The sequence below is a fragment of the Deltaproteobacteria bacterium genome, assembly GCA_019308905.1.
Classification (GTDB): domain Bacteria; phylum Desulfobacterota; class BSN033; order WVXP01; family WVXP01; genus JAFDHF01.
In genome coordinates this window covers 32,404-51,366 of sequence record JAFDHF010000013.1, presented here as the reverse complement: position 1 = coordinate 51,366, position 18,963 = coordinate 32,404, and the positions used below count along the sequence as shown (strand labels likewise).

The 18,963-nt window shown below is 56.8% G+C and carries 15 protein-coding genes; 3 read left to right on the top strand and 12 right to left on the bottom strand.

Features of this window, described 5'->3' with window-relative positions:
* Nucleotides 1–16: 16 nt before the first annotated feature.
* Nucleotides 17–340 carry a cupin domain-containing protein gene (locus JRJ26_06735; protein ID MBW2057175.1) on the bottom strand — a complete coding sequence of 108 codons (324 nt, stop codon included), beginning with the start codon at nucleotides 338–340 and terminating at the stop codon, nucleotides 17–19.
* A gap of 452 nt (nucleotides 341–792) precedes the next feature.
* Here JRJ26_06735 and arcC point away from each other — a divergent pair, with 452 nt between their 5' ends.
* Nucleotides 793–1,734, top strand: a complete 942-nt coding sequence (arcC, locus tag JRJ26_06730; GenBank protein ID MBW2057174.1) for a carbamate kinase — start codon at nucleotides 793–795, stop codon at nucleotides 1,732–1,734.
* 19 nt (nucleotides 1,735–1,753) lie between these two features.
* Here the strand turns inward: arcC and carB are convergent, their stop codons facing one another.
* The 7 genes from carB to JRJ26_06695 all read right to left on the bottom strand — a co-directional run bounded on the left by carB (nucleotide 1,754) and on the right by JRJ26_06695 (nucleotide 12,613).
* Complete coding sequence (gene carB / locus JRJ26_06725) at nucleotides 1,754–4,996, bottom strand: carbamoyl-phosphate synthase large subunit (protein MBW2057173.1); 3,243 nt, start codon at nucleotides 4,994–4,996, stop codon at nucleotides 1,754–1,756.
* Nucleotides 4,997–5,022: 26 nt separating this feature from the next.
* Complete coding sequence (pyrB, locus tag JRJ26_06720; protein ID MBW2057172.1) at nucleotides 5,023–5,955, bottom strand: aspartate carbamoyltransferase; 933 nt, start codon at nucleotides 5,953–5,955, stop codon at nucleotides 5,023–5,025.
* Nucleotides 5,956–5,966: 11 nt separating this feature from the next.
* Entirely contained in the window at nucleotides 5,967–7,310 is a 1,344-nt protein-coding gene (gene hydA, locus JRJ26_06715) for a dihydropyrimidinase (GenBank protein MBW2057171.1), read from the bottom strand.
* A gap of 70 nt (nucleotides 7,311–7,380) precedes the next feature.
* Complete coding sequence (locus JRJ26_06710; GenBank protein ID MBW2057170.1) at nucleotides 7,381–7,767, bottom strand: VOC family protein; 387 nt, start codon at nucleotides 7,765–7,767, stop codon at nucleotides 7,381–7,383.
* A 34-nt stretch (nucleotides 7,768–7,801) separates the two neighbouring features.
* Nucleotides 7,802–8,491, bottom strand: coding sequence for an orotate phosphoribosyltransferase (locus JRJ26_06705; protein ID MBW2057169.1), 690 nt, complete (start codon nucleotides 8,489–8,491; stop codon nucleotides 7,802–7,804).
* A gap of 287 nt (nucleotides 8,492–8,778) precedes the next feature.
* A complete protein-coding gene (locus JRJ26_06700) occupies nucleotides 8,779–10,641 on the bottom strand; it encodes a DUF3857 domain-containing protein (GenBank protein MBW2057168.1) in 1,863 nt (620 codons plus the stop codon).
* Nucleotides 10,642–10,660: 19 nt separating this feature from the next.
* Nucleotides 10,661–12,613, bottom strand: coding sequence for a DUF3857 and transglutaminase domain-containing protein (locus JRJ26_06695; protein ID MBW2057167.1), 1,953 nt, complete (start codon nucleotides 12,611–12,613; stop codon nucleotides 10,661–10,663).
* A 261-nt stretch (nucleotides 12,614–12,874) separates the two neighbouring features.
* Between JRJ26_06695 and argB the strand changes: the two genes are divergently transcribed.
* Both argB and JRJ26_06685 read left to right on the top strand, forming a co-directional pair.
* On the top strand, nucleotides 12,875–13,654 hold the full coding sequence (gene argB, locus JRJ26_06690; protein MBW2057166.1) for an acetylglutamate kinase: 780 nt from the start codon (nucleotides 12,875–12,877) through the stop codon (nucleotides 13,652–13,654).
* A 9-nt stretch (nucleotides 13,655–13,663) separates the two neighbouring features.
* On the top strand, nucleotides 13,664–14,818 hold the full coding sequence (locus JRJ26_06685; protein ID MBW2057165.1) for a M20/M25/M40 family metallo-hydrolase: 1,155 nt from the start codon (nucleotides 13,664–13,666) through the stop codon (nucleotides 14,816–14,818).
* A gap of 12 nt (nucleotides 14,819–14,830) precedes the next feature.
* On the opposite strand, the gene JRJ26_06680 is transcribed toward JRJ26_06685, so the two are convergent.
* The 4 genes from JRJ26_06680 to JRJ26_06665 all read right to left on the bottom strand — a co-directional run bounded on the left by JRJ26_06680 (nucleotide 14,831) and on the right by JRJ26_06665 (nucleotide 18,952).
* A complete protein-coding gene (locus tag JRJ26_06680; GenBank protein MBW2057164.1) occupies nucleotides 14,831–16,096 on the bottom strand; it encodes an argininosuccinate synthase in 1,266 nt (421 codons plus the stop codon).
* Nucleotides 16,097–16,383: 287 nt separating this feature from the next.
* Nucleotides 16,384–17,397: a C-terminal binding protein gene (locus tag JRJ26_06675; GenBank protein ID MBW2057163.1), complete on the bottom strand. Its 1,014-nt coding sequence runs from the start codon at nucleotides 17,395–17,397 to the stop codon at nucleotides 16,384–16,386.
* Between the two features lie 53 nt (nucleotides 17,398–17,450).
* Entirely contained in the window at nucleotides 17,451–18,614 is a 1,164-nt protein-coding gene (locus tag JRJ26_06670) for a UxaA family hydrolase (GenBank protein MBW2057162.1), read from the bottom strand.
* On the bottom strand, nucleotides 18,611–18,952 hold the full coding sequence (locus JRJ26_06665) for a UxaA family hydrolase (protein MBW2057161.1): 342 nt from the start codon (nucleotides 18,950–18,952) through the stop codon (nucleotides 18,611–18,613). Before JRJ26_06665 ends, JRJ26_06670 begins: the two co-directional genes overlap by 4 nt.
* Nucleotides 18,953–18,963: the final 11 nt, after the last annotated feature.

The window sequence follows — 18,963 nt, the reverse complement described above, 5'->3', positions numbered from 1 at the left end:
GACCGGCTCCGGACTCTTACCTGTAATCCTCCCTGGGAGGGGCGAAAAAATCGGCCACCCGTACAGGCGAATCAAAGACCCTGCCGCCATGGGAGACCCCGGACGGCACGTAATACCCGTCCCCCTTGCGCACCACCCTTCTCTCCCCCCCGATCGTAAGCTCAAGTTCGCCTTCAAGAACGACCCCCATCTGCTCGTGAGGATGAGAGTGCTCGGCCATCACCGCACCCGGCTCCATGGAAAAAAACACCGCCATCATCTTCTCGCCGGAGAAAGCCTTTATTTCCACCCCTTCGGCGATGTTCCGGGAACGCAAATCATCGATACTGAAGAAAGCCATCCTCGTCTTCTCCTCTCCCTCAGAATAGGTCCAGCCTCGTGTCGAGGTCTTGAACACCCCGGGTGTCCCTCACTTGCAGACCCTCTTCTCGACTCTCAACCGAGACCCGACCTCCGGGAGAGGAATTAGCAAATTCCAGCCTCCTTGTCAACGCAGTGGCTGAGAAGAGTCTCGCGACATGTGGTTCGTGAGTCGTGTTCGTGGGTCGTGAGTCGTGTTCGTGGGTCGTGTTCGTGGGTCGTGAGTCGTGTTCGTGAGTCGTGATTCGTGAGTCGTGATTCGTGAGTCGTGATTCGTGTTCGTGAGTCGTGTTCCCGGGGAAGGGGCAGGAACTGCCCACCAGCCAACCCTGATAGGGTCACCACACCGTTTTCCGTATTGAGTCCAGGCTCTCTTTGTGAGATATTGGAGGTTCCAGAGAAGAAACCAGGAGGAAACCTATGGACGGGGCACTGAAGAAGAGGATCGTCGTCGCCCTCGGGGGGAATGCCATACTGAGGAGCCACGAAAAGGGAACGATCGAGGAACAGCAGCGGAATGTGGAAGAGACCTGTAAACGCCTGGCCTCGATGATCACCCAGTGGTATCAGGTGGTGATCACTCATGGCAACGGGCCCCAGGTGGGGAACATTCTAATCCAGAACGAGGCGGGCAAGGATAGGGTGCCGGCCATGCCCCTGGATGTCTGCGGGGCGGAGAGCCAAGGACTGATAGGTTACATGATACAGCGTTCGCTGAGAGCGGAACTGCTCAGGCTGGGCAAGACGAGAACCGTTGCGTCCCTGATCACCCAGGTCAGGGTCGATGAGGATGACAGGGCCTTTCGGCATCCTACCAAGCCTGTTGGGCCGTTCTACAGCAGGGATTACGCCGAAAAGGAGATGAAGCTGAAGGGAGAGCGATGGGTGGAACAGAAGGGCAAGGGGTGGAGAAAGGTTGTGCCTTCTCCCGATCCCAAGGAGATTGTGGAGAGAGAGGCCATCCTGAACCTGATCGATTCAGGGGTTGTCGTGATCGCCTGCGGCGGAGGGGGGATCCCGGTTGTCAGGCGGGGAGAAGGCAGACTCGAGGGTGTGGAAGCGGTGATTGACAAGGATCTGGCTGCTCAGCGCCTTGCACAGGACATCGGTGCAGATCTTCTTCTCATCCTCACCGATGTCGAATCCGTCATGATCCGTTTTGGCCAGCCTGATCAGGTGGCTCTCAGGGAGGTCTCCGTCGCCGAGTTGAAAAGTTATCGAGAAGAAGGACACTTTCCTGACGGGAGCATGGGGCCCAAGGTGGAGGCGGCTCTCCGTTTTGTAGAGGGGGCCGGGAAGACCGCGATCATCACCAGCCTGGGAAGTGCCCATGAGGCATTGAAGGGGAAGATAGGGACTCGGATCGTGACCTGAGCCAAGGAACACCCCGGTGTCAGGAGACCTTCAGAATAGGCCCCGCAGGCTGGTATTCCTTCAGGCCCTTGGGTTCGAGAGGCTTTCTCTTCAGATCCTGGATACCAAAAACAGCGGCCGAGGCTCCCGAGAGGGTCGTAATACAGGGCACTCCGTTTGCCACTGCCTGCGATCTGATCTCCATGAGGTCCCTTCTCGGCCGCTCACCTCTGGGTGTATTGATGATGAGATGAATCTCACCGTTCTTGATAAGATCCACCACATCGGGCCTTCCCTCGGCTATCTTGTAAACGCTCTCCACCCTCAGTCCGTGTCTGCCGAGAGCCTTTGCCGTCCCCTCCGTGGCGATAAGGGAAAAGCCGAGATCGAGGAGCTTCGCGGCAATAAAAACAATGGGCCGCTTGTCTTGATTCCTCACACTGATAAAGGCCTTACCCTCAAGGGGAAGGGGCTGCCCGATGGAGATCTGGGATTTTGCAAAGGCGGAACCAAAGGTTTCGCCGATTCCCATCACCTGACCGGTCGACCTTGGCTGGGGCCCAAGAACCGGATCTATCTCGGGAAAGCGATCCAGTGGAAGGACGGCCTGTTTGACGGCTATGCTCGATGGTTCAACCTCGTGGCTCAAGCCGACCTGCCTGAGACTCTTGCCCAAAACGAGTTTCGCCGCCGCTTTTGCAAGGGGGATCCCGAGAATCCGACTCGTAAAGGCAAGGGTGTCAGAGACCCTTGGATGGATCTCCAGGACACCGAGCTCCTCGTCTTTCAAGTAGTAGTGAACGTTCAATAGGCCCTGGATCTCGAGTCCCTGGGCCATTCTGATCGTATTGGTCCGGACTTTGTCGGAAATTTCCAAGTCCACGGTCAGAGAAGGCAGAACCCACGTGCTGTCCATGGGGCTGATCGAGGTCCCCTCGATATGTTCGATGATGGGTCCTACAAACACCGCTCGACCGTCTGCCAGGGCGTTTACCTCGAATCGAATCGCATTCTCTGAAAACTCCTTGAGAATCACAGGACTCGCAGGCGAGATGGTGATACCGGATGCCATGAACCTCTGGAGATTTTCCTCGTCGTAAAGGATCCTGGACAGAGCCGCACCGTGTCTCCCCCTAGCAGTCATGATAAGGGGGAAGCCCAAGGTTCGTGACTTGACGAGGACCTCTTCCGGATCTACCACAAGCTTTGTCGATGGAAATGTGAGACCCAGCCCGTCGAGGAACCGCGCCTGGAGGTCGAGATCCATCACGGTCTGAAGACTGGAGACCGGGGTACCCAATACCCGGTAGCCCGAGCCCTCGACCCACGAAGATTGAGAGAGTGAGATGTCCCCGCCGAACTGGGTGATTACCCCTTCCGGCTCTTCCATTGATAGAATCCGGCCCAGAGTCTCCTGATTGAGAGGCTCAACATACGCTCTGTCATAGAGTCCGTCGAAAAAACGGACCGTCTCGGGGCAGTTGTCAAGAAGGACGACCTCATGGCCCTCTTCCCGAATCACCCGGAGAGCACTGGCACAGGAGTCGTCCACTTCCGAACCCAAGGGTGGGTGGATGGTTCCCCCACCGAGTACCAAAATCCTGGTCTTGCCCTTCTTCCTCGAAGGCAGGACATCCTGTTTTTTCCCGTAAGTGAGAAAAGCCCTGGTCTTGGGTTCTATCTCTCCCTTCCCTACACCCACAAACCTGAAACGGGGAAGAGCCCCTGATTGATGCCTTGTTCGCGTGAATACCTCGGTGGATGTTCCAATCAGGCGGGCAATGTCGCTGTCGTAAAACCCCACCTCCTTTGCCTTTGAAAGGGCGGAAGAGATCCTCTTTTCATCACCCTGATCGATGGATTCCCTCAGGTTCTGCCGTATCTTCGACTCTTGAACGGTCAGTTCCAGCAGGTGTTTCAGATAGAACCGATCGATCCGTGTGAGTGCGTGGATCTCATCAAGCTCCATCCCCTGTCTGAAGGCCTCCTGGATGTAGAGCACCCTCCAGGGGGAGGGAATGGCAATATGCTGGACAATCTCGCGGGGATCAACCCTGTCAAGAAGAGAGCCACCCCGGCTTCTCAGGGGCCAGGTGCCCTTCACAAATGCCTCTTTGAAGGAGGCACCGAAACTGAGCGAGTTGCCTATGGATTTCATCGAGGCATTCAGGGCCAGGTTCGAATCGGAGAGCATCTCCGCCGCAAAGCATGGAACCTTCAAGGCGAAAAAATGACCGCCGGTCTCGAGGTCCTTCAGAGCGGCTTCCCGGTCCGGTCCCAGGAGATCTTCCAGACTGTCGCCGAGGGCCAGCCTGGTGGCCATGTCGGCCAGTCTCAGGCCGGTTGCTCCTGAAAGCAGGGCAGCATCCCTCGTGAGCCCCGGGCTGACATCGACAAGGACCGACTCCCGGGATTCCGGATCGAACCCGTACTGAATGTTGGCGCAACCGATAATATCCAGAGCCTGTACAATATCCTGGGAGAGGATTCTGAGCTCCTCCACCACCCGCCGCTGAACGGTCTGGAATGGATAGACCGAAAGGCTGTCCCCGGTATGGATTCCCAGAGGATCTAGGTTCTCGAAGGAGGCAAGAGCCGCGGTCTTGCCCGAAGCGTCTCTCAGGACTTCGAACTCTATCTCCTTCCAGCCAACAAGAGCCTTCTCAACCACGACCTCACCCACCGGACTCAACCCGAAGGCCCTTGCAGCAAGGGTTTTGGTCTCCTCCATGTTGTACGAGATGAATCCACCAATACCCTTCGGTGCGAAAAGCGGCCTCAGGAAGACCGGATAGGTCAGGTCTCGTGCCACCCTCACACTCTCAGCAAGGGTCGTGACCAACCTCCCCTCCGCCATTCTCACCGGAAGGGACCTGAGGGTGGCCGTGAGAAGCTCCCTGTCCTCGGCCTTCATCAGAGAGCCGGGGGAGCTGCCGAAGACCTTTATCCCATACCGATCGAGGATTCCCTCCCGATCGGAGAAAACCGTGAGGTTAATCGTATTCTGGTCCCCCAAGACCTGGAGCATCCCGTCCGGTCTTTCAAGGGCAAAGACCTTTTCCACCGTCTCCATGGTCAGGGGTTCAACATAGACAGAGCAAAGGAGGTCCGGATCTGTCAGAATCGAGACAGGGTCGTCACTGATCGTGACCGCCCGAATGCCTTTCTCTGCAAGGACCGAAAGGACCTGGTAGGAGAAGTTGTCGTATTCTCTTCCCTGGCCTATACGGCATGGCCCGGCACCCGTTACCATCAATTTTCTCGGACCCTCGGAGCGACTCATAACCCCCCTTCCTTTCTGCTGAGAACTCAAGCCGCGCCGGTCACCATGGCCAGGAGAGCCATTCTCACGAAGATCCCGTTTCGTACTTGCCGGAAATAGGCTGCCCCAGGATGGGCGTCCACGTCTGTGGTGATCTCGTCGACCCTCGGGAGGGGATGCATGATGGTGGGCTCCTTCTTCGCCTCCCTGAGCAACCGATCGCTGATCACATAGGTCCCTTTGATCTTTTCGTACTCGGATAGGTCGGAAAATCGTTCCTTCTGGATTCGCGTCACATAGAGGAGGTCGCTCGCGGCCAGGGCCTCGCCGAGATTATCGGTCTCCGTGACTTGGACCCCCTTTTGCCTGAGCTTTTCGGTGATCTCCACCGGCATCTTGAGATTCTCAGGCGACACAAAGACGAGTTTGACGGGGTAGAGGCTGAGCAGCTCAACCAGTGCGTGAACCGTACGGCCGTACTTGAGATCCCCCACCAGGGAGACCGTGATCCCTTCCAGGGAGCCGAGCTCCTTCTGGATCGTATAGACGTCGAGCAGGGCCTGGGTGGGATGTTGACCTGCCCCGTCCCCTGCATTGAGAACGGGAACAGAGGCTGCCTCGGCTGCTTCCTTGGCTGATCCGATCTTCGGGTGCCGGATCACGATCACGTCGGCATACTGGGAGACCGTTCTCGCCGTATCCGCAATGGTCTCCCCCTTGGCCGCCGATGAAGTCTGGGCCGAGGCCACACTGATCACATCCCCCTGGAGCCTGTGCATGGCCGCCTCGAAAGAGAGCCGGGTGCGGGTACTCGGCTCAAAGAAAAGGGTGGCCAGGATCTTCCCTTTCATGAGAGGGGGAATCTGTTGGGCTTCTGCTTTCTCTTCCAACCCCCTGGCCACTTCCATAATCTCTTCCAGATCCTGTCTGGAAAACTGACCGCCGTGGAGAATGTGCTTTCCCTTGAAATGATGAGTCATCGTAACCTCCGTCACTTTTTGATCGAGATGGGTAGAAATTGGGAGGTCCCCGGTCCTTTTTCGAGTCGGTCCTCTTTCAGAACCACCCTGCCCCGCTGCAAAGTCAACACCGGAGCTCCCAGGCAGGTTCTCCCCTCGTACAGGGTGTAAGACGCCTTGGAGTGCTGAGTCTCCTGAGAGATGACCATAGGAAGGGCAGGGTCGAAGACGACCAGATCTGCATCCGATCCTTCCTGGATCGCCCCCTTCTTGGGATAGAGTCCGAAGATGCGGGCCGGATTTTCGGCCAGCACGCGGACCAGGCAACAGATGTCTATTCGTCCTCGGTTGACGCCTTCATCATGAGAGACCGTAAGCAGGGTCTCCGAGGATGGAGAACCGAAAGGGGCCTTGAAGAAATCGTCGTCCGCCTTCTTGTCCTTGGGCGCATGGTCGCTCGCGATAACATCGATAACACCCTCTTCAACCGCCTTCCAGAGGGCGTGGTTGTCCTCCTTTGTCCTCAGGGGCGGTCCTATCTTCGCCAGGGGGCCTTTCCTGCGGACTTCGTCATCGGTGAGGGCCAGGTACTGGGGACATGTCTCGGCGTAGACCCTCAGTCCTCGCTCCCGAGCCCTCCGGATCGGTGCAACCCCCCTGCCGGCGCTCACGTGGGCGACGTAGAGAGGGCACCCCATCACCTCGGCAATGGAGATGGCACGAAAGACCGCCTCGGCCTCCAGGGCGTCCGGTCTGGTCTTAAGAAAGACATCCTTCTGGGCCCCCCCGCTCTTCAGGTACTTGTCCTCAAGGTAGTCTATGGCCAGGCCGCTCTCGGCGTGCACCATGGCGAGCCCGCCCTCCTGAGCCAGAACATCCATCGCCGCTGCGAGGTAGTAATCATCGGTCATCCATTTCAACTTCGCATAGGTCATGAAAAACTTGAAAGACGACACCCCGAGCTTCATTGCTTCGGGGATCTCCTTGACCTGATTGGCGGCGTCAAAGATCCCCCCGTGGAGTCCGAAATCCAGAAGCGACTTCTCTTGACATTCCTCCTTGAAACGCTCCAGGGTCTCGGTGAGTTTCATTCCAGGCCGGGCATAGGCGTAATGGATCACCGTGGTGACTCCACCGAAGGCAGCCGTCACCGATATGGCTCCCGGGTCGTCGAGATAGACCGGGTGCATGTGAGCATCAATTATGCCGGGCATAACGAGTTTCCCCGAGACATCGATTGTCTCCCCTGCCTCTTCCGGATCGAGGCCGGGGCCGAGTTCTTCGATGACTTCTCCTTTGACCGCAATATCCTCCATGGTAATTCCTGAGCCGCGAACCACCCGGCCCCCTTTGATGAGCCTATCGTATCGTGCCACTGTCTATCCTCCTCGGAAAGTAGGATGTCTCCGGTGCCCGGGCTCGGCTCCATCGAGTCGTCTACTCGTACTATGTCGAGTCCGGCCTTGGATCCTGGCCTGTGAACTTCTGAATCTCCAGGACGTGTCCTTCGGGGTCTTCAAAGAGGAAGGACCTGATCCCGATCTCCTTCTTTGTGAGAGGGGAAGAGAGCAGTTTCACCCCCTTCTTTCGAAGCTCCTCGTACCACTCATCCACATCTTCGGTGACCAGGCTGATCATGACGGATTTCCCGGAACCTGATTGCAGAAACCCCCTCCTTTCGTCCATAACCCCGATCAGGGCATTGCCGGCTACCTCGTAGATTCTTCCGTACCCCTGATCGATCCGCACCTTGAGGCGTAAGATTTCTTCAAAAAAGCGATATGCCTTCTCGATGTTGCGAAAATAGAGAAGGGTGATTTGAGACTGGAACACGCAAGGGTCTCCTCTCCACAGGGGCAGCTCGCCTTCATGGCTCCTCCTGCTGTGCCCTCTTGATCTTTTCTTGTTCAATGTAGTTGGTTATCTTTTCGAACTCTTCCTGGCTCAGCAACTCAACCTGAGTGAGCCATGCAAATGCTTCAGATACCTTGAAGAGGATGTGGGGCTCAACATAGGCCCTCCTCAGCCTCTCGCTCCCCCCCTGCTCTCGGTCCAGGAGAACGACCAGCTCGGTGGCGATTCCTCCCTGTTCCCGGACGGCCTCGGCAGCCTCTATGACACTCTCACCGGTCGTAATCAGATCGTCAACGATCAGGACCCGATCGTTTCTCTCCACAGAACCCTCGATCTTCTTCCGGACGCCGTGTTCCTTACGGGCTTTCCGGTAGTAAATGAGTGGAAGGGCGAGTTTCTGGCTCACCATGGTTGCAAAGGGAACTCCCGCCGTAGGCACTCCGAGGATCTTGTCGATCTTGTCCCTGCCGATCTCGTTGATAATGATGCGGACCAGCGAGTTCGAAATCCAATCCATTGTTATGGGGCTGGAGATGGTCTGCCTGAGATCGATATAGTAGGGACTCTTCTTGCCGGAAGTCAATGTGTAGTCGCCGAACTTGATCGACTCGTTGCGGACCAGCATGAGCCCGATCTGTTTCATGAGGAATCTCTTTTCCTCTTCCCAGATCTGCCGCTCGATCTCCTGGAATTTGTCCACCATCGTGATCGCCTCCTAGAAATAGGAGGGGATAGCCCACCCGGCATGGAGACTCCCCTCCCTCCCAGGGGAGCGAAAAACACACGGGCTGGCAGGGGAGGTTTGGACTCTTACTCGAGACTCACCCAGATATCTCCCGCATCCGCTCGAAAAACAAATTATGGCAAAAACCTGTACCAAAGTCAATGCTGGCTCCCGGCGGAGTGCCCCCCCTTCTCGGATTGCACGTCCTAACTTCTTCTTATTCTTGAGGACCGTTGCCCATCCCGGCCTGGCCGAGCGGGGATCGGTCAGGGCTTTTGAAAACATACGAGGCGCGCCCGCAGCCCGAGACTCTCTCTCACAGCCCGGCAAAACACCTGATAGGCCTTTTCGCCCTGTATGAGGCCCCTCTTGATCTTAATTTCTCGAAGGACCTTGAGGACCCCCGGCAAAGGGCACTCCACCCTCAGGGTACTGGAAAAGCAGGGTGTATCCTTTTTCACCTCGGGCGGGAGGTACTTGACCCTCCATGCTGCCGGATACCGGATCTCGAGATCGAGCCTTCCTGTCAGGGTCGAGAAGACGGCAAAGGGGCCGAGACGCCTGTCACCGACCACGAGGTACTTCATGAACCTATCCTCAAGGGGTAGAGGGGAGAAAAGGTTCGCCCCTATCCCGGGAATTCCCCTCGGAACACGGTAGGTGGCCCGTATCTCAGGGGGGACTCCCGATTGGAGGAGATGGAGAACCTCCGGTCCTGAAGTTGCACCGGCGAGGGGGTCCAGATCGTTCATCCACCTATCCCAGAAAATCCTTTTTCTTTCCCTCCCCATACCAGTCAAGGCCTCCCGCAGTTCCACCCCATAGAAACCGTGGTGGACCTCGGTGACTCGACCCTGGATCTCGCCGGGGTTCTCCAGATGGAGTACGATTCTCGAGTCCTTCCCGCTCATCGACCTGCTCCGTATCTTCTCCCACCTGCACGCGGGGAGAAGCAGGCCCCACCTCCCCATTCGACCGGTGTACCCTGGATCGTAGTAGCGGCTCCTACTGCTGAATTCGTAGTAGGACCGGCCCACCTTTACCATCACCTGATTGAAGAGCCCGGGAGAAGGAACGTCCTTGAGTCCGTCGAGGAAGATATCACCGCCGTTGTAAAGGACGAGCTGAGGGCTGAATCCCCTTGCTCTCAGCAACTCAAAGAACAGGACCGAAGCGTCCTTGTTGTCGGCGTAGTTCCTTTTCAGGACCACCGAAGGACTGGTAACCTCATATCGACTCTTATCGAGATCGATGTCCACAATGGAGAGCCTCTTGACAAGGCGGCTGTAAAGCTCATCAGGGGTGTCCCACGGAGGCGCTGAGGAGAGCAGGCCCTTGAGCTCGTCCTCTTTCAGATCCGGCAGCAACCTCGAGATGAACCACCTGCCCACATCCTCCCATCCCGTAGCAGAGGAGTAAAAGAGTGTGGGGTAGAGATTCTCAGGAGAGGGCTGGTGGCCTTCTTCTGGCAGGCCCTCTATCATGCTCCCCCACCAGGCGCGTCTCGTCCTGCCGTCATGGAGGACCTCCTGCTTGAAACCGGTACCAACTTTTCCAAAGGTGGACAGCACGAAGTTGGCCGGAGTGATCAATTCGAACCTCGCGTTCCTGACCGGGTCTGTTCCCTGGAAGATCGTCCTCCCCCATACGACCCCTACCGGTCTTCGGACGATCTCATATTCTATCTCCACCCTGTCCCCCACCTCGACGCCGGGAAATTCCACCGTCACTTCCCGGTACTTTGAATAGAGGGCGGCGGACGCCGTCCTGGGAGCCATAATCTCATGGATCCACTCGCCCTTGACTTCGATCGTGGTATTGTCGGGCTTTATGGTCCTTGCAAAGACCACTCGGAGGGTTTCGTATTCCCGATTGAAGTGGAGCTTGCAGTGGGCGTGTTCCTTCTTCCCCTTGTAGGTGAGGATCTTTTTCAGGACGTGTACTCTGGTACGGACTCCGCCCCCCTTTCCTATCACTGTCTCCTTGCTCTTTTCGAGAAAGACCACGTCATATCCGAATTTCCTGCAACTCTGACGTTCCGGAGTGCTCGTCCCGCTTTTCACCGAATTCGGGCATGCCGCAACGGCCACACCGGCAACAAAAAGAACCATGATCCAACGTCTAAACATGCTCCGGGTCTCCCCCTATCTATCGTTCAAAAACGATGGGCAAGAAACGACTCACGGCTCTCCGGTGTTGCAAGGATTTCAGGCTTCCGTACTGAGAAGGCGAAACCAGCACCGAACGCCACAAGAATTCCCGGTCGATAACCACCCGGTCGGGCCCAACCAGCCCGTAAGAGCCCGAATCCCTGAACAGGGGTTGGTCGAGGCTCGGCAGAGGAGGCAGAACGATCTTCCTTACACCCAGCAACCTCAACTCCTCGTGGATCCTTGTACAGAACCGGTAACCCAGCTCTATGGGGTAGCGACGCTTCACCATGTCGGCCTTACCCAGGACCCAGCGGTCGAGAAAGCTGAAGTTGTCGAGAAAAGAAAAAGGAACGAGGAATCCTCTCTTTCCTTCCCCGATTGCCGCGTCCTTGACTCCATAGGTGATCTCCAGAGAGAGGGGACTGGTGGAATCCGCGAGATTCTCGATGCAGAAGCTCTCCACACCCGCCTCGGGCATGCCGCGCTTCAGGAGCCTTTCAACGATCCGCCCCCTTTCAAAGGCACTCCTCTCCATCAACATGCCCCGGAAAATCGTATCTGCAAAACCGGAGTATGTGACCTGGATCCTGCCTCGTAGATGGTTCTGCTCATCCAGGGTAGAGGTAATGGAGACAACGGTCATATTGGATTCTGCCGGCCTCGGCGGAGTGATGGAGAGCTCATTGTTCATGTCCGGAGCCGCCACAAGGTAGCTCCGGTCTCGATCGTAGTCTGGAAGAAACTGACGGCTCGTTTCAGCCGTCGGGTCGAGAAGCATCAGCCTCCCCTTCACGAAGACCCCGCAGATCGCATGGTTGAAGGCAGATCTGGGTATTTCCGGATCTATCTTCGGGCCTATGGAGATCAGTACCGGGTAGGATCGAAACCCTGCAATCCTCAGCATACTGACGAGAAGGGCCATCTTGTCCCGGCACACTCCGGCCCTCTGTGAAAAAGTCTCTTTCACATCGTGGGGTTCAAAACCCGGCTTGAAGGTCTCCGTTGTTATTCCGAGATAGCGGACCCTGCGGGAAACAAAAGAGAAGAGGGCCCTGATCTTCCCCTCTTCCGAGGATTCCTCTGCGGTGAGCTCCTCCACCTTCCGCACCATGGCACCGGAGGGCTTCAGCTTCGGCTCCACTACCCCCCAATACCACTTCGAAATCTCATTCCAAGACGAGAGGGTGGTGAAGAGGAGGCGCATGGCCACCCTGGAGATATGAGGCATATGCGGCTCTGGAACCAGCATCGGTACGTTCCTGAAGCGCCACCGGTAGACCCACTTCCCATCCTCGGTGAGAAGGGTCTCAAAGGTATGGGTGTCCCTCACCTCGTCCTTGAGCAGATACCTGAGCTTGACCGAGGCCGGGCCTTCCACCTCGAAGAGATACTCTCTGATCGGCACTCTGTACTGGGCCAGAATCATTCCAAAGAAATTCCCGGAGATGACAGGCCGGACCCGCCTGTAGAGAACCCGATAGTGGATCGTGTCTCCTACCTCCAACCCAGGAACAAAGACATGGACCTCCCTCTCGTTAGGGTCGTAGATATTCATCATAGCCGAGCCTGGGGGTGAGATCGTCCTGGAATTGACCGACAGATCTACAGGCCGGACTATCCCCCGGGGTTTTATCACCTCGATTTTCTCGATCTCAAAACGATCGTATGCCATGTTATACGAGAATACCTGCTTCGCCTCGCCTTCCAGCCCCCTCTCCGTGAGTATCTTCAGGAAGACCTCGTCCGTAGTGACTCCCTTGCCCGATTCGTCAAAGCTTCTCCTCTCCTTCTCCAGGGCCACAACCACTTGTGCCCCTGGATAGTCACGAGGAGAAATGAGGTCCAGGAAGGAATACTCCCCTCCCTGCAAAGCTTCCCCCCTGCAAGGAATGATCAGCACCATCAAAAGAGAAGCCAGGCCAAGAGCCCCCATCCTGAGACGGCCCATAGTTTTTCTCCCTCTCCGGCCCGGAAGGGCCGGAAATTCAGGATCGAGAGGAGAAGTATATCCTCCAGTCATGCCTATTGAATACCCGAGATCCCGTATAAAATCAATCCGGGGACTCCGGAGATTCCTCACCTCTCGGTAAGGGTCTCCGAAACGCCGAGGAACCCGGGCCTTTCCCGACTTGACAGGCGATCTGGTTTCCTGTCATACTTTGGCAGTGTAGGCCATGGAGCAGACCATCATCCAGGTGGGATCCAAGGGATGAAACCGAGAATCCTGATCAAGATCGGGGGAAGGGCCTTTGATGGACGTGACGGCTTCAGGGCTCTGGCCCAGGCGATCAGAAACCACAGAGAGGCAGAGGTGATCATCGTCCACGGCGGCGGAAAGGAAATCTCTCAGGCCCTCAAGGATGCCGACCGAGAGACTGTCTTTGTCGACGGCATCCGGGTCACCCCGGCCGAGGACATGGAGATCGTGGAAGAGGTCCTTTCCGGAAAGGTCAACGCAAGAATCGCATCCTGGCTGGAACAGGGGGGCATTGCGTGCAGGCGCATGTCCGGGAAGACCGATCGGCTCCTTGTGGTGGAGCCTCTGATCCACAGGGGACGAGACTTGGGCTTTGTGGGCAGGGTGATTCAGGTCAACCCAAAACCCCTTCTCGACAGTCTGGCAAAAGGCGAGGTCCCTGTGGTTTCTCCGATTTCAGTGGATAGAGAGGGAAAGAGTTACAACGTCAATGCCGACAGCGCAGCGGCAGCCCTGGCCGTTGCCTCCCGGTGTACGGATCTCGTCTATTTCACAGATGTTTCCGGTGTTCAGGTGGGAGCCCAGATCCGCCCCTTGCTTACAGTGGAGGAGGCCAAGAGACTCATCGCACGGGGTACAATCAAAGGGGGTATGGTTGCCAAGATGGAGTCCGCATTCGAGGCTCTCAGGGGCCAGGTCCAGCGGGTGCATATCACACGGTGGCACGGCATGAGTACCTTTGAAAGCATGGTCAGGAGGAAGCCCGTACCCGGGACGACCATCAGGTTCTGAGCAGGTGAGATGAGATCACTGGAAGAGAGCTTTGTCCGTGTCCTGGGCGAGCTCGTCGGAATCAACTCGGTCAACCGTTCTCTTGCAAAGGGACCCGGAGAAGAGGAGATCTCCAGGTTCGTGTACCGGTATCTGGCCGACCAGGGGCTGAAACCAGAAATCCAGTCCGTAGAAGAGAAGAGGACCAATGTGGTTGCCCTGGCACCTGGAAGGAATCAGAGGAATCCCGTCCTGTTGAACGCCCACCTCGACACCGTGGGGGTGGAAGAGATGGCTCACCCATTCACCCTCAGAAGAGAGGGCGATAGACTCTACGGCCGTGGAACCTACGACATGAAGGGCGGCATGGCGGTCATGCTGCTGCTTGCCCGTCACTTTGCCAGGAAGAGACCTCCTGCAGACATCTGGTTTACCTTTGTGGCAGATGAAGAGGACAGGAGCATGGGAATGGAGCACTTGGTCGGGAAGTGGCTCCCCTGCCTCCCCTCTCCTCCCCTGGGCGGGATCTTCCTTGAACCCACAGAGGGACAGATCGGGGTGAGTCATAAGGGTTTTGTCTGGTATGAGATCGAGGTAACCGGCAAGGCAGCCCACGGAAGCCGCCCTACAGAGGGAATCGATGCGATCCTCCCTCTCAAGGGAGCCCTCCAAGAGCTCGACAGAATCCGGTCGAAACTCGAGAGGGAGAAACCCGATCCACTGCTTGGCAGGGCAAGCCTCCACGGAGGGCTGATAGAGGGTGGAACAGCGGTCAGCGTAATCCCCTCCAGGTCGCGACTCCGGTGGGAGAGGCGAACCCTTCCGCGAGAAAGCCCTGACACTTTCGAGGAGGAGCTGAAACGGGTCCTCCAGGCTGTCAGAAACGTGCCGGGAAATCACTGGGTGGACGGCCGCATCATGCTCGTGAGGCCTCCCTATGAGATCCAAAGAAAGAGCCGAATCTTGAGATGCCTGCAAGAGGTTTCTCCTGAATCGAGGCTCGTGGGGCTCTCCTTTTGGGCAGACTCCGCGCTGGCGGGAAGGGCCGGGGTGCCGTCTCTGCTCTTCGGTCCTGCGGGTCATGGAGCCCACGCGGCCGACGAATGGGTGAGCCTGAAAAGTCTCGTCGACGTCTACGAAACCCTCAAGCGCCTCCTTACGGCATCCTGCTGGGCCGACGACTGAGACAAGTGGGATCTACTCCTTCATAAAGGGCATCGGCCATTTCCCCATCTTTCTGAGTATTGCATGGTGGGCCTTCAGTCTTACGGCATGTATGTTGATAAAGCCCTTGGAGTCCTGCTGGTTGAAACCGCCCTCCACATCCATGCTGGCCAGATCTTTGTCGTACAGCGAACTCGGTGATTCCCTGCCCAGAACCGTCACGTTACCCTTGTAGAGGGATAGATAGACAACTCCGTCGACCACCTCCTGACTCTTGTCAACGGCGGACATGAGGAAATCCATCTCCGGGGAAAACCAGAATCCGTTATAGATGAGTTCCGAGATCTTCGGGGATAGCATATCCCTCAGCTTCATCACCTCCCTGTCCATTGCGATTCCCTCGATGTCCATATGAGCGATCCGCAGGACAGTCCCTCCAGGCGTCTCATACACACCGCGGGACTTGATCCCGATGAACCGGTTTTCCACGATATCGATCCGCCCGATCCCGTTTTCACCCGCCAACCTGTTGAGGTACTCAAACAACTCGAGAGGCCTCTCCTTCACCGTGCCGTCGTCCCGGTTCACGACCTTCACCGGGACTCCGTCCTTAAAATGGATCTCTATTCTCGTCTCCCTGTCAGGTGCCTCCCTGGGCGAAACCGTCTTTTGAAACATGTCATCCCTTGGAGCTACTCGCGGGTCCTCCAGTATGCCAGATTCGTAGCTGATGTGCATAAGGTTGTCGTCTGTACTGTACGGTCTCTCACTGGTTGCTTCAACCGGAATCCCATGCTCCTCTGCATACCCGAGCAGGTCGGTCCTGCCCTCGAATTGCGCGAGGAACTCCGGATCCTTCCACGGGGTGAATACTTCAACTTCCGGCATGAGGGCGTAGTAGGAGAGTTCGAATCGAACCTGGTCGTTCCCCTTCCCCGTCGCTCCGTGAGACACCAGACGGGTGCCCTCTTTCCTGGCGATCTCTATCTGCCTCTTTGCGATCAACGGGCGAGCCAGGGACGTTCCCAGCAGATACCTCCCCTCGTAAATGGCATTCGCCTTAAGGGCTCTGAATATGTAGTCCCTCACGAACTCCTCTCTCAGATCTTCGACATATACCCTGGATGCTCCTGTTTCCAGGGCCTTCCGTCTCGCCGCCTCCAGATCGTCGCTTTGCCCCACATTAGCGATATAGGCTACAACCTCGTATCCGTTCCCAGCCAGCCAGTTCAAAATAACAGAGGTATCCAACCCACCACTGTACGCCAAGACGATCTTCTTGCCATCCCCATTGCTCATTCCAAACCTCCCATTAGCACTCACCCGGGCAAGGCTCATATCCATACCAAACCCCTACCGGGCTCGTTATCTTAGCATTCCTGAATCCTGCGAGCAAGTGGCTATCTCTGCTAAAATGGGACTCGGAATAGACATGGTATCCCCCTGCTTCACAGGGGGATTGCAGAGGCGGGATACCCACCGAGGATAGGCATAGCCGGGAAGGCTCGACCTGATGCCTGAAAAAGCGTCCTCCCCGAGGGAGGGACACAGAAATAGCAAGAAACTACTCTACTTGAACACCCACCTCAACCGTGCCGGTCCAGGACTTCTCGGTTGAGGACGTTTTCAGGAACCCTCCCCTCCAGGGCGTCGATGATCGCCCGTGTGGATTGGGCTGCCAGATCGATCAACGCCTCATGGGAAACAAAGGCCGAATGGGGCGACACGATGACGTTCGGCATAGAAAGCAGAGGATTCCCGACCTCCGGAGGCTCTTGCGCCAGCACGTCCAGCCCTGCACCCGCGATCTTCTTGGTCCTCAGGGCCTCGATCAGTGCCTGCTCGTCAACCACGCCACCTCTACTGGTATTGATAAGGTAGGCCGTATCCTTCATGGAATCGAAGACCGCTGCGCCTATCAGATGCTGCGTCTCCCGGTTCAAGGGTACATGGAGAGAGAGGTAGTCCGCAGTACGAACGAGGTCCCCTAACTCCAAGAACTCTATGTCCAGAACAGCCCTCCCCGATTCGGGAAGATACGGGTCATAGGCTTTGACGGCCAGTCCGAAAGCTTTGGCCTTCCGGGCCACGGCCCTGCCGATCTTACCCAGCCCAACCAGTCCCAGTATCTGTCCCTTGAGCCTCCGTATGGACCAGGCGTCGAGGCCCTCCCAGGCCCCCTTCCTGGTCAGATCCTGGCATTCCGGCAGGTGCCTGTTGAGGGCCAGCAGCAAGGCCATGGCGTGATTGGAAACCTCCTCTACACAGAAGCCGGGCACATTGGCTGCCAGAATCCCGTGTCTTGTCGCGGCATCCAAATCGAACTCATCAAAACCGATGCCTGTGACCGATATGATCTTACACGAGGATAGCCCCTTGATGTCTTCTTCGCCCAGGGGAAAGTTGACCTGTAGCAGGATCCCCTTTGCGCGCGGAGCGTACTTGGGATAATCGGCTTCATAGGATTCACTGCGGGTAACAACCAGTTCATACCCCCCCTCCCACAGCATTTTCCTCATATGTTCGACTTCCCGGGAATCGAACAGGTCGTCGAGCATCCACACGAGATTCTCCTTTGCAGAAACACTTTGTTCGCTCATGGGAAAACTCCTTCCAGTGCTCAACCGGGAATCCAGGCCTCCTTGATCCACCTTTAGCCACACAAAACGCCGATATTCCAGATGCTGACGGAACCGTATCCGAGGGCCTCCGCCTTCGTCATCTCCCCAAAGGCCACATCCACCAGCTTCTGGAAGATCCTCTCCCCGCCCGCCTGTAGGGATTCCTCTCCTCTACTGATGGACGTGACATCGACATCGATATGGTCTCTGAGGCGTCGGGCCGTCTCCGGATTCCCCGTAACCTTGATGACCGGAGAGATGGGAGACCCTCCGGGCGACCCCCCTCCGGTCGGAAAGATTATGATCTGAGCTCCTGCTGCATTGAGACCGGTCAGGGCTTCGGGAGTACGACCTGGGCCGTCCATGAAGAAAAGACCCTGGCCTTCGGGGATCTCTCCGTATCCGAGCACTCCCTGTAAGGTCTTCTTCCCGGCCTTCATGATCGACCCCAGGGATTTCTCCTCGATCGTCGTAAGCCCGCCGGCGATATTACCCGGTGCAACATTTGCCTCCTGTAGATCCAGATCCGAGGCTTCTGCCCTCTCCTTGAACTCCTCCACTACACGATAGAGCTTCTCCTCCACCTCACGGCTCGCCGCTCTCCCTGCCACAATATGTTCGGCTCCGATGAGTTCGGGAGTCTCCGTGAAGATCACAGTGCCTCCCGAATCGACGACTCTGTCGGCCGCCACGCCGGTGGCAGGGTTGGAGGCGATGCCGGAGGTGGTATCCGACAATCCGCACTTCAGACCCAATGTGAGCTGTTCCATGGTGCAGGGGACCCGCTTGATTTGGGAAGCCTCCTGGAGCATCCTCTCCAGAATCTTCGCTCCCTTGGGAAGTGCTGCCAGCAAACCTTCGTCATCGAGAAAGTTCAGGTACTCCACCGGCTTCTTCGTCTTGGATATCTCATGGGCCAGCTTTTCAGCCGGGATTGTTTCACACCCCAGGCCGACCACAAGCACCGCTGCTACATTAGGGTTCTTACCCAATCCGGCCAGGGTACGGAAGGTCTGATCATTGTCCCTGCCCAGCTGGCTGCATCCCTGCCTGTGTGTGAGTACAAGCACATCGGGATACATGCGCCCGAGCCTGTTGGCCAGATCATTGGCACAGCCGACAGAGGTAAGAACAGCAACACGGTTCCTGAATCCAATAGACCCGTCCGGTCTGGGGTAGCCCGATAGTTTCATCATTCTGCCTCTCCTTGATCTCGACTTGATGAGATTGAATCGACGCCGCGGGAGAGATCTCCCCGGACTCTCAGGCTTTCGACGTTATGGACGTGAACGTGTTGTCCGCGCCCTATCGGTTGGATCGCCCGGCCGATAGGCTCACCGTACTTCACTATATTCTCCCCCTTCCCTATCTCCCTAGTTGCGAACTTGTGACCCAGGCAAATCCTTTCCCTTATCTCAATCTCCGTTGATCCTCCCCCAGTTTCCACTCGCACCTTTTCGCTCTTGTCCACGTCAGCCAGGAGTGTGGCCACATTGTCCTTTTCATCCATTACGATCGCTTTTCGAGCCTCCATCTTCGAACCTC

Excerpts from the sequence above, each read along its gene's own strand:
- JRJ26_06735 (MBW2057175.1), bottom strand. The coding sequence starts at position 340 with ATGGCTTTCTTCAGTATCGATGATTTGCGTTCCCGGAACATCGCCGAA.
- carB (MBW2057173.1), bottom strand. The coding sequence starts at position 4,996 with ATGAGTCGCTCCGAGGGTCCGAGAAAATTGATGGTAACGGGTGCCGGG.
- pyrB (MBW2057172.1), bottom strand. The coding sequence starts at position 5,955 with ATGACTCATCATTTCAAGGGAAAGCACATTCTCCACGGCGGTCAGTTT.
- JRJ26_06705 (MBW2057169.1), bottom strand. The coding sequence starts at position 8,491 with ATGGTGGACAAATTCCAGGAGATCGAGCGGCAGATCTGGGAAGAGGAA.
- JRJ26_06700 (MBW2057168.1), bottom strand. The coding sequence starts at position 10,641 with ATGTTTAGACGTTGGATCATGGTTCTTTTTGTTGCCGGTGTGGCCGTT.
- JRJ26_06695 (MBW2057167.1), bottom strand. The coding sequence starts at position 12,613 with ATGGGCCGTCTCAGGATGGGGGCTCTTGGCCTGGCTTCTCTTTTGATG.
- argB (MBW2057166.1), top strand. The coding sequence starts at position 12,875 with ATGAAACCGAGAATCCTGATCAAGATCGGGGGAAGGGCCTTTGATGGA.
- JRJ26_06685 (MBW2057165.1), top strand. The coding sequence starts at position 13,664 with ATGAGATCACTGGAAGAGAGCTTTGTCCGTGTCCTGGGCGAGCTCGTC.
- JRJ26_06680 (MBW2057164.1), bottom strand. The coding sequence starts at position 16,096 with ATGAGCAATGGGGATGGCAAGAAGATCGTCTTGGCGTACAGTGGTGGG.
- JRJ26_06675 (MBW2057163.1), bottom strand. The coding sequence starts at position 17,397 with ATGAGCGAACAAAGTGTTTCTGCAAAGGAGAATCTCGTGTGGATGCTC.
- JRJ26_06670 (MBW2057162.1), bottom strand. The coding sequence starts at position 18,614 with ATGATGAAACTATCGGGCTACCCCAGACCGGACGGGTCTATTGGATTC.
- JRJ26_06665 (MBW2057161.1), bottom strand. The coding sequence starts at position 18,952 with ATGGAGGCTCGAAAAGCGATCGTAATGGATGAAAAGGACAATGTGGCC.